Genomic DNA, 16,215 nt, shown 5'->3' with positions numbered 1-16,215 from the left:
ATTATGACTATAAATTCCAGTTTTCAAAATGTCCAGAAAATCTTTGAAAATGTCCAAGCCAGTGGTGATATCAATATTAGAGATATTTATCAAACCGTCAACAATTTAAGTGATATTTCTCAACCTACGGGGTTTCCTCACAACATCCCTGGTAGTAATACAAAGAAGTTTGTCGGACGGGAAAAAGAACTGGTACTGATTCATCAGTATTTAAAAGAAAATAATTCGGCTGTGATTGCTGCTGTTGAAGGTATGGGTGGTATTGGTAAAACTGAATTGGCAACCCAATATTCTCTTTTACATTTACAATTAAATACTTATCCTGGGGGTATTTGTTGGTTGCAAGCTAGAGATCAAAATATTGGTTTACAAATTATTCAATTTTGCCGCACAAATTTAGGTTTACAACCACCGGATCATGTTGATTTATTAGAACAGGTAAGTTGGTGTTGGCAACGTTGGCAACAGAGTAATACCTTAGTAGTTATTGATGATGTTCAGAATTATTCTGCGATTCAGCCTTATTTGCCGCCCAAACCATCTCAATTTAAGGTTTTGATCACAACGAGACTCAAGCTAGATTTATCTGGTTCTTTGTCTTTGCAAATCCTTTCTGAATTAGAGGCACTGGCATTACTATCTGAATTGATTGGTGCTGATAAATTAACTTCAGAAACAGCACAAGCACAGGAACTTTGTCAGCGTTTAGGTTGCTTACCTCTGGCTTTACAATTGGTTGGTCGTTATATTAGAAAACGCCAGATATCTTTAGCAGAAATGCTGAAAAGATTAGAAGCTAAAGGTTTAGGTCATCCTGCTTTAGTTGTTGATATGAATGACCCAACCTGGACTTTATCTATAACCCGTGGTGTTGAAGCTGCTTTTGCATTAAGTTGGGAAGTCCTCAGTTCTGCTGCTCAAGAATTAGGTTGTTTACTGAGTTTGTTTGCTCTAGCTCCTATTCGTTGGTCACTTGTGGAAAGTGCTGCACCTGAGCAATATACAGAAGATTTAGAAGATGCCAGAATTGAATTAGAACAATTACATCTTTTGCAAAGTGAAGATAATTATTATCAATTACATCAACTAATTCGTGAGTTTTTGAAAAAGAAGCATCATAACTTAGCTTCTGGACAACAACAAATATCTCACTTCTGCCAAACAATGATTGATGTAGCTCAATCAATTCCTGAGCGGCCAATACAGGAAGATATTAAAAAATTAAAATTAGATATACCGCATTTAGAGGAAGTAGCAGAACATCTAGTTGATGTTGTTAGTGATGAAAATTTATATTTGCCTTTTGCTGGATTAGGAAGATTTTATGAAGGACAAGGATTATATAAACTTGCAGAACCTTGGAAAGAAAAATGTGTTTTATTACTAAAACAGCATTTAGGTGATGACCATCCCTATGTCGCTCTAAGTTTTAACAATTTGGGAGGACTCTACCATTCCCAAGGCAGGTACAGCGAAGCAGAACCTCTCCATATCCAAGCTTTAGCTCTCTGGCAAAAGCTCTTGGGTGATGACCATCCCTATGTCGCTATCATTTTCAACAATTTGGCTCTACTCTACCATTCCCAAGGCAGGTACAGCGAAGCAGAACCTCTTTACATCCAAGCTTTAGCTCTCTGGCAAAAGCTCCTGGGTGATGACCATCCCGATGTCGCTACCAGTTTTAACAATTTGGCTCTACTCTACTATTCCCAAAGCAAGTACAGCGAAGCCGAACCTCTCTACATCCAAGCTTTAGCTCTCTGGCAAAAGCTCTTGGGTGATGACCATCCCCGTGTCGCTCTAAGTTTTAACAATTTGGGAGGACTCTACTATTCCCAAGGCAGGTACAGCGAAGCAGAACCTCTTTACATCCAAGCTTTAGCTCTCTGGCAAAAGCTCCTGGGTGATGACCATCCCGATGTCGCTACCAGTTTTAACAATTTGGCTCTACTCTACTATTCCCAAAGCAAGTACAGCGAAGCCGAACCTCTCTACATCCAAGCTTTAGCTCTCAGGCAAAAGCTCTTGGGTGATGACCATCCCGATGTCGCTACCAGTTTCAACAATTTGGCAGGACTCTACGAATCCCAAGGCAGGTACAGCGAAGCCGAACCTCTCTACATTCAAGCTTTAGCTCTCTTGCAAAAGCTTCTAGGTGATGACCATCCCTATGTCGCTCAAAGTTTCAACAATTTAGCTCTACTCTACAAATCCCAAGGCAGGTACAGCGAGTCCGAACCTCTTTACATCCAAGCTTTAGCTCTCTGGCAAAAGCTGCTGGGTGATGACCATCCCTCTATGGCTACCAGTTTCAACAATTTGGCAGGACTCTACGAATCCCAAGGCAGGTACAGCGAAGCTGAACCTCTCTACATTCAAGCGGTAAATATTTTAGAACAACGCTTAGGAGTAGATCATCCTACTACTATTACTGTTCGTAATAATCTTGAACGTTTACGTAATCGTTAAGTAAATGCTGTTAATCTTAAAGCATTTATTTTCAGACAAATCTATTGGATAGGATAACAATAGCTTTGTTTAGCAATCTGATATTTTACTTTCAGATTCTCATTCCTATACTCTGTATGAGAATAAGAAAAATAGAATTTTTGGATAAGGAGATTAAAGAGAACGATAGGTAATTATGAAAACTGATAAACTGTTTTACCGACTATTTTTATCTCAGCCAGGATTGATTACCGAGTTAATCCCAGAAATTCCCAAAGATTGCGAATTTACCTATAGTGCGCCCGCAGTCAAAGAAAAAGGATTTGCAATAGATGGATTATTAACACCGATTGCCAAGGATCTAAATTTACCGTTAGTATTTTTAGAGGCACAGATGCAAAGAGACCCCAAATTTTATGGGCGGTATTTCGCAGAGATTTTTATGTACCTATATCAATACAACATCAAACAACCTTGGTACGGATTGTTGATTTTACCCAACCGACAAGAAGATTTAGGCTCAGATATTCCCTACCAATCGTTGTTGACAAATCAAGTCAAACGCCTATATTTAGAAGATTTATTACCATTAACCAACTTGAGTCCCAATCTGTCATTATTGAAATTGCTGGTAGTCAATGAACAAGATACAGCCGCCTTGGCACAGGCGATTATTAATAGTGCAGAAACAGAAGAAGAACTGCGCCGACGCTTAGATTTGGTAGAAGCTATACTTGTGAATAAATTCCCACAACTCAGCACAAAGGAGATTTTGAAAATGCTAAACCTGAAAACAGCAGATGTCACCCAAACACGGTTTTATCAGGAAGTGTTTCAAGAAGGACAGCAAGCAGGACAACGAGCAGGACGACAAGAAGGACGACAAGAAGGGGAAACGGATTTAGTGCTGCGTATTTTGACTAAGCGGTATGGATTGCTATCTCAAGCCCAACAAGAGCAAATAAGAAGTTTGAAGATAGAGCAGTTGGAGAGTTTAGGGGATTCCTTGTTAGATTTTACAGGAATAGCCGATTTAGATGCGTGGCTTTTGGCGCATTTGTAGTCATAAAAACTTTAGAATAGCTTTCTAAAAAAGGAATATTAATTTTCACAGCCAGACTTGCCGTAAGCTATACTGCATAACTTCTGTATTTTGTATTTCTCCATGAATTTAGTCTGGGAAAGATTGACTTTATCTTCTTTACCACTGAAAGAATATTTGTCTGGTAGTTACCTACATCGGTTTCTGGTGGGACTTTTGCTGCCTTGGCGACAAAGTAGTATCTTAATGCAGTGGGGAGATATTATTGCTGTTGGCTTACTTAGCCTCATTTATGGTCTTGCACCTTTTGTTTCTACTACTTTAATCGGTTTATTGTTGGTGGCTTGTGTCGGCTTTTGGCTGCTGTTGACCTTATCGGATGACAATAAATCAGCAAATGCAGCTTCAGTTACTCCTATTCACCTGCTAGTGTTGCTGTATTGGACTATTGCTGCCATATCAACGGCTTTATCACCGGTGAAAAAAGCCGCTTTGGGTGATTTACAAACATTAACTCTTTATTTGTTGCTGTTTGCCCTCTGTGCTAGGGTGCTGCGAGTCCCCCGGTTTCGGTCTTGGTTAATTACTCTTTATTTGCATATATCCCTGATTGTTAGCGTCTATGGGTTGCGACAATGGTTTTTTGGCGCGAAGGCTTTAGCTACTTGGGTTGACCCGGAATCACCTTTGGCTAAAACTACTAGGGTTTACAGTTATTTAGGCAATCCCAATTTATTGGCTGGATATCTTTTGCCGGCTGTGGTTTTAAGTTTGGTGGCTATTGTGGCTTGGCAAGGTTGGATCAGGAAATCATTAGCATTAACGATGTTTCTTGTCAATGCTGCTACTTTAATTCTTACCTTTAGTCGCGGTGGTTGGATTGCTTTGTTGGTGGGATTGTTTACTGTGGCAGTATTGCTAATTTATTGGTGGAGTATAAATATGCCGCTATTTTGGCGGAGTTGGTCTTTACCTATTCTGTTAGGAAGTGTGGTGGGGTTATTGGTAATAGGGGTGTTATTTGTCGAACCTTTCCGGGTGCGGGTTGTGAGTATATTTGCTGACCGCCAAGACAGTAGTAATAATTTTCGCAAAAATGTCTGGGAATCTGTGTTTCAAATGATCCGCGATCGCCCGATAATTGGTATAGGACCTGGACACAATTCTTTTAATAAGATATATCCTCTCTATCAACGTCCTCGCTTTACAGCTTTGAGTGCCTATTCTGTGTTTCTAGAAACCATTGTGGAAACTGGCTTTTTGGGTTTTACCTGTTTCTTATGGTTAATAGTCGTTACTTTTAATACAGGATTTTTGCAACTGCGCCGATTAAGAGAAACTAGGAATATAGAGGGCTTCTGGTTAATTGGGGCGATCGCTAGTATGCTAGGTATACTTGCTCAGGGTCTATTTGATACGGTCTTCTATCGCCCTGAAGTTAATACCCTCTGGTGGTTTATGGTGGCTTTAGTTGCCAGCTATTGGCAACCTTTGGCTAGAAGTCATTAGTCAGTGGTCAGTGGTCATTGGTCATTTCTTTTTCCTGACAACTGACACCTGACTCCTCTAATATCTCTTCATTGCCCTTTGCATATCTCGTTGATCATCACGACGTTTCATACTTTCGCGTTTGTCGTGTAATTTTTTACCTTTACCCAGGGCAATAACTATTTTTACCCAACCCCGTTTTAGATACATTTTTAGGGGGACGAGGGTTAAACCTTCCTGTTGTACCCTACCAATGAGTTTACGCAGTTCTTGTTTATGAAGTAATAACTTGCGGGTTCGTCTGGGTTCGTGATTAAAATATGCACCGCTGGAGATATAAGGAGAAATATGCACGTTAATTAACCATGCTTCACCGTCACGAAGCAACGCGTAACCATCTTGCAAATTGGCTTTACCGGCACGAATTGACTTTACCTCAGTTCCTGTCAATTGAATACCCGCTTCATAGGTTTCTATGATTTCATATAAGAACCGTGCTTGCCGATTATCACAAATAACTTTGTAACCTTCACTCTGTTTATCACTCATCAAAAATCTTCTTAAGTTTTAATAAATACGCCTAAAAATTTCTTTAGACTAGCTTTTTCTTTAATTGTAATCCAAAGGGACTGGTGATTAGTGATTGATCAAAAATCCTCTCTCTTTTTTGGAGATTACGTAAAGTTTTATGAACAATTTGTAAAAATTTAATATTTTCTTTAGAAATCACTGATGATCTCATCATGAGTAAGTAATTTTGTCATAGTATTAGAAATAGAATTAGTATTCTTGCTTGTGTCTATTAATATTTGTGATTACAGTAAATTGCTCGACCAAAAGATTATAGGGGTGTACTATCCATGCCCTTGACTATTCTTGTCGCAGATGATGATTTAGGTACACGCCTATCTATTAGTGACTATCTTGATCTGTCCGGGTATAATGTTATAACTGTTGATAATGGTGTAGATGCTTTGGCGATGGTTCAAAAGCGTCATCCTGATTTGATGGTGACAGATATTATGATGCCACAGATGAATGGTTATGAGTTGGTGCGTCGAGTTCGTCAATTATCGGCGTTTCGATTATTACCTGTGATTTTGTTGACAGAAAGAACGAAAACTCAAGAACGAATTTTGGGATATCAGTCTGGCTGTGATTTGTATTTGCCTAAACCATTTGAATTGGAAGAAATAGCCGCTGCTATACGTAATTTATTAGAGCGATCGCAAGTCATCAAATCAGAATGTCGTTTTCTTTATCAGGAAGAAATCAGTTTTGCCACTTATACAAAAGCAAAAAACGGTCATATCTCCATACCTACTCAGATGCAACAATCTCAGGTATTGACACCATTAACTGTGAGAGAACAGGAAGTTTTAGACTTATTAACTCATGGTTTGTCTAATGGAGAAATTGGTAATCATTTACATTTAAGTCCGCGCACAGTGGAGAAATATGTGAGTAGTTTATTGAGGAAAACAGAAACTAGTAATCGTGCAGAATTGGTCAGATTTGCGATAAAACATGATTTAGTAGAATAGGATTTTTGTCCAATTTGACATTTTTAGTCTGGTAATATTCAGGGAAATTGAGTATTTTGAGGGTGCGTTAGTAAGTCCATAGCGCACCAAAATATAACCGGACTAAAATTTACAAATAGACTCTGGTTTCAGGGGACATTGTTTAACGATAAGTGGATTTTTCGTAAGGTCAAGCAAAGTCAATTTAGTCAGATTAGACAAAGGTTTGATATCGCTAATTTGATTTCCCACAAGGTAAAGAGAAGTCAAATTAGTCAGATTAGACAAAGGTTTGATATCGCTGATTTGATTTTCCCCAAGCTCAAGAGAAGTCAATTTAGTCAGCGTTTGATTAGCTTGACTACAATTTCGGGTTTCAGCAACATTTAATAATGCTTCTACCGTTCGTTTCGTCTCTTGAGGTAAACTGGCTTTTTGTTGACACCATTCTTTAAAGGTCTTAGGTGTTTTTATAGGTGCTGCGGTGACTTTTGGGGTATAAAATCCTAAAGTCAGGGTAAAAATGGTGGTTGCTACTACACTTAGTTTCATGATTTTAGTGATAAGAAGTTACAGTAATTTTATTATGTTGTCGTGCTGAATTGTTAGATTTGCGATCAAACATGATTTAGTAGAATAGGATTTTTGTCCAATTTGACATTTTTAGTCTGGTAATATTCAGGGAAATTGAGTATTTTGAGGGCGCGTTAGTAAGTCCATAACGCACCAAAATATAACCGGACTAAAATTTACAAATAGACTCTGGTTTCAGGGACATTGTTTAGAAATAAGTGGATTTTCCGAAAGGTCAAGAGAAGTCAAATTAGTCAGATTAGACAAAGGTTTGATATCCCTGATTTTATTTACCGGAAGGTCAAGAGAATTTAAGTTAGTCAGATTGGACAAAGGTTTGATATCGCTGATTTGATTTTCTGAAAGGCCAAGAGAAGTCAAATTAGTCAGGTTAGACAAGGGTTTGATATTGCTGATTTGATTTTTATCAAGGTAAAGAGAAGTCAAATTAGTCAGGTTAGACAAGGGTTTGATATTGCTGATTTGATTTTTATTAAGATAAAGAGAAGTCAAATTAGTGAGATTAGATAAAGGTTTGATATTGCTGATTTGATTTTCCGAAAGGTAGAGAGTAGTCAAGTTAGTCAGGTTAGACAAAGATTTGATATTGCTGATTTGATTTGCTGAAAGGCCAAGATAAGTCAATTTAGTCAGGTTAGATAAAGGTGTAATATCGCTGATTTGATTTCCCGAAAGGTCAAGTTTAGTTAAGTTAGTCAGATTAGACAAAGGTTTGATATTGCTGATTTGATTTCCCCAAAGCTCAAGTTCAGTCAATTTGGTCAGCGCTTGATTAGCTTGACTACAATTTTGCGTTTTGGCAACTTTTAATAATGCTTCTACCGTTCGTTTCGTCTCTTGAGGTAAACTGGCTTTTTGTTGACACCATTCTTTAAAGGTCTTAGGTGTTTTTATAGGTGCTGCGGTGACTTTTGGGGTGTACAATCCTAAAGTCAAGGTAAAAATAGTGGTCGCTACTAAAGCTAGTTTCATGATTTTAGTGATAATCAGAATTAAACACAGATAAATGCAAATAAACGCAGATGATTTTATAAGTCCTTAGTGATTTGCTAAAAACTAAAACGACAAATAGACTCTGGTTGGATGGGACATTGTTTAGAAATAAGCGGGTTATCCTGAACTTTAAGAGTCTGTAAATTTTCCAAAGCGGATAAAGATTGAATATTTTGGACTTGATTTTTTTCTAAGTAAACAGCAGTTAATTTAGTCAGATTTGACAAAGATTGAATATTTTGGATTTGATTTTCTCCCAGATAAACAGCAGTCAATTTAGTTAAATTTGACAAACTTTCAATGTCACTAACTCGATTTTCTTTCAAGTCGAGAAAAGTTAAATTATGCAAATTTGCTAAAGGTTTGATATCGCTGATTTGATTCTTCCACAAGGAGATAAAAGTTAAATTATGCAAATTTGTCAAGGGTTGGATATCCCTGATTTGATTTTTCCACAACGAGATAAAAGTTAAATTATGCAAATTTGTCAAGGGTTGGATATCCCTGATTTGATTTTCCCACAAATTCAGGGTAGTTAACTTAGTTAATTTTGATAAGGGTTGGATATCAATAATTTGATTTCCACCCAGGTCAAGAGAAGTTAAATTAGTCAAATTTGCTAAAGGTTTGATATCACTAATTTTATTTTCCCATAAAGAGATAAAAGTTAAATTAGTCAAACTTGATAAAGGTTGGATATCACTAATTTGACTTTTCCACAGGTTAAGAGTAGTCAACTTAATCAGTTTTTGATGAGCTTGAGTACAGTTTGTCGTACCAGCAGTTTTTAATAATACTTCAACCGTGTATCTCGTCTGTTGAGGTAGCTTGGCTTTTTGCTCACACCATTGTTGAAAGTTGTTTGGTGTTTTTGCCGTTGTCACAGGGTTTTTAGCAGGTTTTTTTACAGGTGCAGATGAGACTGGCAATGTGTAAAGTCCTAACGTGAATGTAAAAACAGTAGCCGCAGCTAAAATTAGTTTCATAATTTTTAAATTACACAGAATCCACAGTAATTATACCATTGATGACAAACTTACAGCCTATTTTAGGTTTAATTATTGTATGATGACGTTTGGATATACGTAATGTCACAAAAATAATCAATGTGGGAGTAATATATATAGGCGATCGCGCAACAGGTAAGACTCACTTAGCACTAGAGTTAGTCAACCCCAAAGGTGAATATGTCAAAGTTGCCAATCTCGATTATGACAATCTGAGAGTGCAATTGTTGGATGAAAACTCACAACCCTACGCGACACCTCGACAAATGCACGAACGGTATTTAGAGATGGAGGTGCGGCTACCGTCTGGTAATAAGCAAATGGTAGTAGATTGGATTGATACAGCGGGGGAGGTGTGGAACAGGAATTTGCAAAAGGATAGTCCTGAACAATTGAATCAATTTTTACCTCTCATTCGCAACAGTGAGGGAGTGTTGCTTATTCTTCCACCCCACCGGGGCATGAGTTTACAACCAGGTATAGATGTGGAGCAGTTTGTCACGCAAAAACAATGGTGTAATCGCTTTGACAGATGGGTGAAATTTTTCCATCACCAATGTCCCAATGTTAGACATTTAGCTATTTGTATCAATAAAGCTGATTTATTTTGTGATTTATCCCAGGAAGGTGGTAAACTGGCTTACAAGCCTTATGGTAGTTCCCTGAACTGGCAGCAGCGGCATACTTATGTTTTACAAAGATATTTCCGTCCGATTTATTCCCAATTAGAACAATTGAATAATGGTCTTTCCGGTGGCTCGGTGCGGTGTTTTATTACATCTATTCATCATCGAGGTTTATTAGAATTACCTTGGATTTATTTGGGTAGTTTTTTAGCGAAATAGGTTTGAATTGTGTTAGACAAATTTTTTCATGGATTGAAACCATCTCCGGTGATCAGAAATCCCGTCTACACAGGCGAAACCCGCCTTCGCGGGTTGGAAATTCATCCTTTATTAGTTGAGATGGTAGGGGCGATTAGAAAGATACCTCCGGCACGCTGGCGCGAACGCATCTACACAGGCAAAACCCGCCTTCGCGGGTTGGGAATTTATCCTTTATTAGTCCACGAAGGTGGACTTTGTTTGTGTAGCCGCGAATTCCATTCGCCGGGGATTATTTGTTTGTGTAGCCGCGAATTCCATTCGCCGGGGATTATTTGTTTGTGTAGCCGCGAATTCCATTCGCCGGGGATTATTTCATCATTCTCTGTTCTTTAAATAATGAAAAGGGTGTAACATGGGCAACATTCATATAATCGGACCACAGGCTTCTGGCAAAACTACTTATTTAGCGGCTTTGGCTTATCAACCATTAAAAACAAAGCAGAAAAATAAAAATTTTAAAGTTCAAGCGTTGAATGAAGAAACTAGAGAATTAGCAGACAAGGCAGAAAACATTATTTTAGAGGGTGCATCTTTAGAACCTACTCGTCTTCATGTCAAAACAATTGATGATTTAAAAGTCTATTCATTCATTATTGAAATTCAGAAAAAATGGCGAAAGCTAGAGAAAATAAATTTAGCTGTGCGAGACTATCCAGGAGAAGTTTTTAAAGAGTTGGAATCAGTTTCTGCTGATCCATTACATGAAGAATTTATGAATGAGTGTTTAAGTAAAGATACTCAAGGGTGTTTAGTTTTATTAACAGAGTGGAGACAAGGAACAGATAAATTTTATAAACGAGTCTTTAAAAGGTTTATAAATTTAATGGATAAACAGGAAAGATTGCATGATTTACGGTTAGCTGTAGCCATGAGTAAATGTGAACGGGGGGAACTGTGGCCTGGTCGGTTAGATCCTGAAAATGATTTATTTGCTATTCATTTCCCAGAAACTCTGTCATTTTTAAAAGACAATATTCCTCCTAAAAATTTACAGTTTTATGCTATATCTACTTTTGGGGTTTTAAGAAATAAAGATCCGCGCCCCAATCGTAAGGAAGAATTAGGAACAAAAGGCAGATATTCTGTGTTACGAGAAACTGATAACTGGTCGCCCTATGGCATGATTTCACCTCTCTATTGGTTAAGTACGGGTAAGAGGATGAAAGAAGATGTTTAATTTATTTAAGAATAAAAATCAGCCCCCATTACAAAGTAGTGGGGTGTTACGAGTTATAGGCGATCGCTCTTCTGGAAAAACCACATATATGGCCTCCTTAGCCCGATGGCCAAATGCTGATCCTGATAGTCCAGTTCAGGCTGTAACGGCTGTGGATGAAGGTGGAGAAGACTTACTTAGTAAAGCTCAAAATATCTTAGAACAGGGGTTAGAACTAGAACCAACTGTGTTCGCTTCAACTGTATCAGATGTAAATGATTGCACTTTACAAATTACGCTGAAAGAAAAAAAATTAGGTTCTAAATTACTGAATTTAAACGTCAGTTCTAAAGATTATGCTGGTGAATTTTTTAGTGATTTATTACATCGCGGTAAAAATCCCCAGTTAGATGATTATTTAGAAGATTGTTTACAGTGTAATGGTATTATGTTTTTGGTTGATGGTAGTAGTCGGCGAAAAGATTTAGAATATGCCAATGGTTTAGATAAATTGCTGTTAGCACTTGACAGGAATGATCTGGGTGGAAGTAAGCGCAGAATTGCCTTAGTATTGAATAAATGTGAACAATCTGATTTGTGGGTAAATCGAGATAAACCAGCATTTTTAGCATCAGCAAGGTTTCCCCAAGTTTGCAGAAAATTACAATCATGGCAACAAATGGGAGGAGGTGATATAGAATTTTTTGCAGCTTCAGCTTTTGGGATGTTGGGTAGTAAATATCCTGAGCCAAATGTTAACTTATTAAGTAGAAGTAGGGGGGGAGTAACAGCAGTAATTAAAAATCCCAAACTTTGGCGACCTTTTGGTTTGATTTCTCCCATTTATTGGCTTTGTACAGGTTCACGTCATCAGGAATTAGATAAAGGTTAAAAACATGAGTTCACCAAATATTGAAATTCACGAATTTAGTACAGGTATTCACTTTCAACAAATGGTTAATGGTTGGGTGTCTCTGGGTTTTACAGGACAATACATGAACGCCACTATTAACCCTATTCCTCAAGTTGTAGAAAGGTCTATTGCTAATCAAGAATTTGCCTTAACTGAAGGATCTTCTACGGAGAAACCAGCAATTATCGGCCGGATAGTAGGAAGTGGTGATGATGTTTGGTCTGTGATGGCTGTTGTCACACGAGGACAAGATGAAGGGGAACGCAGTGCGGCTTTTTATCGTTATTTTTTGTGTAAAGGAGATCATAATTTACGGTTTATATTAACTTGGTGGGAACAAAATCAAAAACCAACATTTAACCCCTTAGATTTTCAAGGTAGTCCTCATTTATTTATGGGAGAATCTGGTCAACCTCACCGGACAAAGGAGGATGAATCTTTACCGTTTGAACAAGACCAAGCAATAGTATTACCAGCAGAAAATCAATGTGATTTATATACTCTTAACGCCTTAGCAATCAGAAAAAAGAAAGAGTGTAAAAATGGTTTACCTGTTGCGTGGGCTTTTAATGTAGAAGCATTGGAAAAACCAGAACGGTTTCAGGTAATTCAACCAGCGTCACAAAGAGCCTATGATGGATTAAAACGAGCTATTGCTAATGCTGGTCAGGTGATTTCAGCAATAAATGTTGATGAAGCGGCGTTAAAATCTGCTATTCGCAGTTTAATGAATAGTTCTACTGTCAAACCGGAAGCAGTACAAGAAATTGTTAAAGGATTAGAAACTAAGGAAATCAAATCTGATTATTGGGAGAGTTTATTTAATGCTCAAGGTGCGGATAAAGCCATTAAGCAAAAGATTTATAGCTCCCAAATGGTACGACTAATAACGTTGAGAGCAATGGTAATTCCAGAAACTTTACCGCAGTTTTTGGAATGGTTGAATATTCAAACAGGTAAGAAACCTGATGCAAGTCAAACTATGTCTTTAGAGTTGCAAAAAGCTATTCGGGGTTTATTACCTAAGGAACAACTTGCAAAAGGGATTAAATATCTACTATTAGATTTATTAAATCAGAAAATATCTGTAGATAGTCTTTGTTGGTTATTAATGATAGATGGTAGTGCTTGGGTTTATGCACAAAGACAATTTATTACTGATATTCAGGATGATTTACAATTAATTTATGATCACTTTTCTAGCCCCAGAACTTCATCCAAAAGCAGTTCTTATACTGATCCTAATTCAGTATTAACTAGCAGTTCCTCTTTTGCATCTCAAAATGATTCACAATTCCATCATGTTCAACCACCAATTAAAAAGGATTCATGGCAAGATAATTTCAAATACCAAAAGCAAATTTGGGCAAATTTAATAAATAGTTGGCAAGGTATTCAACAAGGATACTATAAAATTGAAGAATATCAACCTTTGGCTGAATTATTTGAAAATTTTAGACAATATGATTTAGCTGCATATTTTTATCAAGTGAGTGATGGAATAGTTGACAAAGATTTATATTATGAAGTAGCTAATCAACAACATCGTCGCTCACCTGTTGTTTTTGGTTTAACTCTTGAACCGAAAAAGAATTTAATTGATCATGTCCTTGATTTTATCACCCAGGAGTATATTGTGCCAATTCAATTTGTTATTCCTCTTTCACTATTCATCTTAGTCAGTGGTTGGTTTATCGGTGCAAAAAATTGGGAATCTTATACCAATGAAACTGATATTGAAAAATCTTTGTGTAGCAAAACTTTCAAAGATACTAAAAACTGTCCGGTTATAGTTTTAGATCCAAAGACAAGTTATGGTTTTAGTGAAATCAAGCAATTAATTCCAGAGGTTGTAGAGGGTGTTACTAAGCAGAAAAAAGGAGAAGAAGATATAAAATATCAAAAAGCAAATGAAAAATATGATAAGGAAATGAGTCGAGGAAAATCAGCAACACCACCGCAAGAAAAAACAGAAGAAAATATAAAACAAGAAGTCATAAACAAGCTGGAAAATATTTTGTATCCAAACAATACAGCACTTAAATATGAGGATTTAAAACCTGGTAAAGACCCGACAGATTTAAAGACTCAAAAGCAATGGGTGACAGCAATTTATAATTATCAAATTAAAAGGAATGTAACATATCAAAAAATGGCAGATAATAATAATGGAAACAATGAATGTAAGCCGCAAATATTCGGGATATGTTTATGGCCATTTGGACAGAAAAATAATACTAGTAGTGGTGCTAATGATGTAAAAAATTCTAACCTTTACAAAGAATTGAAAAAAGATATTCTAAAACCATAAGAAAGCCGGGGAATTGATTCCCTGTCCAATTGACTAAAAGCTAATTGAGAAAATCAATGAACTCACAAACACAAGCACTCAAACCAGCAATTAGGAAATTAATCCACAGTTCCCAAGTCAAACCGGAAGCGGTGCGGGTAATTGTGGAAGGGTTAGAAGATGAGAATGTCACTCCTGAAGATTGGGAAACTCTATTTAATAAAGAAGGTGCTGAAATTGCGATAAAACAAAAGATATATAGTCCCCAAATGGTGCGGTTGATAACCCTAAGAGCAATAGTAATTCCAGAAACATTACAGGAGTTTTTGGCATGGTTGAATATTCAAGGTCGTAAGAAACTTGACGAGCATCAAACTGTGTCTTTAGAATTTCAAAAAGATATTCGGCCTTTATTTCCTCAAGAGCAACTAACAAAAGGGATTAACTATCTAATATTAAATTTATTGAATAAGCAAATATCGGTAGATTGTGCATATTGGTTATTAACGACAGATGGTAGTGCTTGGTTTTATGCTCGGAAAAAGTTTATTACCGATGTTAAATATGATTTACAATTGAATTGTACCTTTATTGTGCTGGACAATAAATTGTTTAAATGCCGAAAGCAAGTTTGGGCAAGTTTAATAAGTAATTGGAAAAGTATTCAAAAAGAAACTCACAAAAGCGAAGAATATCAACCTTTGGCTGAATTATTGGCAAGGTTAAAAGAATATGAGTTGGCTGCATATTTCTATCAAGTGAGTCAAGGCAATGTTACTAACGATTTATTTTATAAGATGGCTTATGAAAAATATCTCCAACTTCGTCCTAATTCTAAAATTTTCGGAGAAGTAGCTTATCAAAAATACCGCAATTCTCATATTACTGTTTACGGCTTACTGATTAAACGTTTCGGAGAAGTAGCTTATCAAAAATACCGCAATTCTCATATTACTGTTTACGGCTTACTGATTAAACGAAAACCGACGATGATTGAATTTATAGATTATGTTTTTTATTTTATTACTCTGGAGGTGGATATGAAAATTCAATTTGTTATTCCTTTTTCACTATTCATCTTAGTCAGTGGTTGGTTTATCGGTGCAAAAAATTGGGAATCTCATACCAGTGCAACTGAAATTGAAAAATCTTTGTGTAGCAAGACTTTCAAAGATGGTAAAAACTGTCCGGTTATAGTTTTAGAGCCAGGTTATAGTTTTAGTAAAATCAAGCAATTAGTTCCAGCGGTTGTGGATGATATTGTTAGTGAAAAAACAAACCAAGTTCAAACATCTAACAGCGTTAAAAACAACAATCAACAAACATCAAGAACAACAGGAGTAAATACAACAGAAGAAGATATGCGAACAAAGGTCGTACAAAAGTTAAGAAGTTTAACAGGAAGTACAGAACTTAAATATGAGGATTTAAAATCTGGTGAAGAACCGACAGATTTAGAGATTCAAAAGAAATGGATGACAGCAATTTATAATTATCAAATTAAAAAGAATGTAACATATCAAAAAATTATTGCAGATAATGGGAATAAAAGCGATGAATGTAACCAGCGAATATTCTGGCTATGTTTATCGAAATCTGGAGAAGACAATGATACTCGTAATGGTGTTAATGAAAAAGATTCTGAGCTTTACAAAAAATTGAAAAATGATATTTCAGCAGCCATGAAATCAGAACAAAGCCGGGGAATCAATTCCCCGTCTGATTGACAAATAAAAAATCTCTTTCAACCCCGAAAACACCGGAAAATAAATTCCCCAACCCATAACCACAACCTGGTAACATAGAACCAGCAAATCCCAAAAATTAGTCGGTTTTAACCGACTTGAGCTATTAGACAGGGAATTGATTCCCTG

Annotated in this window: 14 protein-coding genes; 10 read left to right on the top strand and 4 right to left on the bottom strand. The window is 36.7% G+C overall.

Translation table 11 applies throughout. The annotated features are described in order from the left end of the window. Positions 1–3: 3 nt before the first annotated feature. The 3 genes from CA730_RS13110 to CA730_RS13100 all read left to right on the top strand — a co-directional run bounded on the left by CA730_RS13110 (position 4) and on the right by CA730_RS13100 (position 4,999). Positions 4–2,469, top strand: coding sequence for a tetratricopeptide repeat protein (locus CA730_RS13110; protein WP_096667875.1), 2,466 nt, complete (start codon positions 4–6; stop codon positions 2,467–2,469). A gap of 175 nt (positions 2,470–2,644) precedes the next feature. Continuing rightward, positions 2,645–3,511, top strand: coding sequence for a DUF2887 domain-containing protein (locus CA730_RS13105; RefSeq protein ID WP_096667873.1), 867 nt, complete (start codon positions 2,645–2,647; stop codon positions 3,509–3,511). Between the two features lie 102 nt (positions 3,512–3,613). Further along, positions 3,614–4,999 carry an IctB family putative bicarbonate transporter gene (locus tag CA730_RS13100; RefSeq protein WP_096667871.1) on the top strand — a complete coding sequence of 462 codons (1,386 nt, stop codon included), beginning with the start codon at positions 3,614–3,616 and terminating at the stop codon, positions 4,997–4,999. A 57-nt stretch (positions 5,000–5,056) separates the two neighbouring features. On the opposite strand, the gene smpB is transcribed toward CA730_RS13100, so the two are convergent. Continuing rightward, positions 5,057–5,527, bottom strand: a complete 471-nt coding sequence (gene smpB / locus CA730_RS13095) for an SsrA-binding protein SmpB (protein WP_096667869.1) — start codon at positions 5,525–5,527, stop codon at positions 5,057–5,059. A 311-nt stretch (positions 5,528–5,838) separates the two neighbouring features. On the opposite strand from smpB, the gene CA730_RS13090 reads away from it, so the two are divergent. Continuing rightward, positions 5,839–6,522, top strand: coding sequence for a response regulator transcription factor (locus CA730_RS13090; protein ID WP_096667867.1), 684 nt, complete (start codon positions 5,839–5,841; stop codon positions 6,520–6,522). 102 nt (positions 6,523–6,624) lie between these two features. Here CA730_RS13090 and CA730_RS26260 read toward each other — a convergent pair whose 3' ends face one another. The 3 genes from CA730_RS26260 to CA730_RS13075 all read right to left on the bottom strand — a co-directional run bounded on the left by CA730_RS26260 (position 6,625) and on the right by CA730_RS13075 (position 9,074). Then, positions 6,625–7,053 carry a leucine-rich repeat domain-containing protein gene (locus CA730_RS26260; protein ID WP_096667865.1) on the bottom strand — a complete coding sequence of 143 codons (429 nt, stop codon included), beginning with the start codon at positions 7,051–7,053 and terminating at the stop codon, positions 6,625–6,627. A gap of 216 nt (positions 7,054–7,269) precedes the next feature. Beyond that, a complete protein-coding gene (locus tag CA730_RS13080) occupies positions 7,270–8,067 on the bottom strand; it encodes a leucine-rich repeat domain-containing protein (protein WP_096667863.1) in 798 nt (265 codons plus the stop codon). Positions 8,068–8,144: 77 nt separating this feature from the next. Then, complete coding sequence (locus CA730_RS13075) at positions 8,145–9,074, bottom strand: leucine-rich repeat domain-containing protein (protein ID WP_027400844.1); 930 nt, start codon at positions 9,072–9,074, stop codon at positions 8,145–8,147. A 122-nt stretch (positions 9,075–9,196) separates the two neighbouring features. Here CA730_RS13075 and CA730_RS13070 point away from each other — a divergent pair, with 122 nt between their 5' ends. Genes CA730_RS13070 through CA730_RS13050 form a run of 6 tightly spaced genes read left to right on the top strand, consistent with a single transcriptional unit; the run spans position 9,197 to position 16,068 of the window. Next, complete coding sequence (locus CA730_RS13070; protein WP_096667861.1) at positions 9,197–9,940, top strand: hypothetical protein; 744 nt, start codon at positions 9,197–9,199, stop codon at positions 9,938–9,940. Between the two features lie 9 nt (positions 9,941–9,949). Continuing rightward, positions 9,950–10,315, top strand: coding sequence for a hypothetical protein (locus CA730_RS24380; RefSeq protein ID WP_157749971.1), 366 nt, complete (start codon positions 9,950–9,952; stop codon positions 10,313–10,315). A 19-nt stretch (positions 10,316–10,334) separates the two neighbouring features. Beyond that, the gene (locus tag CA730_RS13065; protein ID WP_096667859.1) at positions 10,335–11,159 is read left to right on the top strand and encodes a TRAFAC clade GTPase domain-containing protein; all 825 of its coding nucleotides are present in this window, start codon (positions 10,335–10,337) and stop codon (positions 11,157–11,159) included. Continuing rightward, on the top strand, positions 11,152–12,030 hold the full coding sequence (locus CA730_RS13060) for a GTPase domain-containing protein (RefSeq protein WP_096667857.1): 879 nt from the start codon (positions 11,152–11,154) through the stop codon (positions 12,028–12,030). Before CA730_RS13065 ends, CA730_RS13060 begins: the two co-directional genes overlap by 8 nt. A 4-nt stretch (positions 12,031–12,034) precedes the next feature. Next, positions 12,035–14,362 (top strand): hypothetical protein, encoded by a 2,328-nt coding sequence (locus CA730_RS13055; RefSeq protein WP_096667855.1) that lies wholly within the window; start codon positions 12,035–12,037, stop codon positions 14,360–14,362. A gap of 56 nt (positions 14,363–14,418) precedes the next feature. Then, a complete protein-coding gene (locus tag CA730_RS13050; protein WP_096667853.1) occupies positions 14,419–16,068 on the top strand; it encodes a hypothetical protein in 1,650 nt (549 codons plus the stop codon). Positions 16,069–16,215 lie beyond the last annotated feature (147 nt).

It is taken from the genome of Dolichospermum compactum NIES-806, from assembly GCF_002368115.1.
GTDB classification, from domain to species: Bacteria; Cyanobacteriota; Cyanobacteriia; order Cyanobacteriales; family Nostocaceae; genus Dolichospermum; species Dolichospermum compactum.
Note: the sequence above shows the minus strand (reverse complement) of the source record. Positions and strands in the feature narration are given on the sequence as shown.

Coding starts and splice junctions, on each gene's coding strand:
- CA730_RS13110 (WP_096667875.1), top strand. CDS start 4: ATGACTATAAATTCCAGTTTTCAAAATGTCCAGAAAATCTTTGAAAAT.
- CA730_RS13105 (WP_096667873.1), top strand. CDS start 2,645: ATGAAAACTGATAAACTGTTTTACCGACTATTTTTATCTCAGCCAGGA.
- CA730_RS13100 (WP_096667871.1), top strand. CDS start 3,614: ATGAATTTAGTCTGGGAAAGATTGACTTTATCTTCTTTACCACTGAAA.
- smpB (WP_096667869.1), bottom strand. CDS start 5,527: ATGAGTGATAAACAGAGTGAAGGTTACAAAGTTATTTGTGATAATCGG.
- CA730_RS13090 (WP_096667867.1), top strand. CDS start 5,839: ATGCCCTTGACTATTCTTGTCGCAGATGATGATTTAGGTACACGCCTA.
- CA730_RS26260 (WP_096667865.1), bottom strand. CDS start 7,053: ATGAAACTAAGTGTAGTAGCAACCACCATTTTTACCCTGACTTTAGGA.
- CA730_RS13080 (WP_096667863.1), bottom strand. CDS start 8,067: ATGAAACTAGCTTTAGTAGCGACCACTATTTTTACCTTGACTTTAGGA.
- CA730_RS13075 (WP_027400844.1), bottom strand. CDS start 9,074: ATGAAACTAATTTTAGCTGCGGCTACTGTTTTTACATTCACGTTAGGA.
- CA730_RS13065 (WP_096667859.1), top strand. CDS start 10,335: ATGGGCAACATTCATATAATCGGACCACAGGCTTCTGGCAAAACTACT.
- CA730_RS13060 (WP_096667857.1), top strand. CDS start 11,152: ATGTTTAATTTATTTAAGAATAAAAATCAGCCCCCATTACAAAGTAGT.
- CA730_RS13055 (WP_096667855.1), top strand. CDS start 12,035: ATGAGTTCACCAAATATTGAAATTCACGAATTTAGTACAGGTATTCAC.
- CA730_RS13050 (WP_096667853.1), top strand. CDS start 14,419: ATGAACTCACAAACACAAGCACTCAAACCAGCAATTAGGAAATTAATC.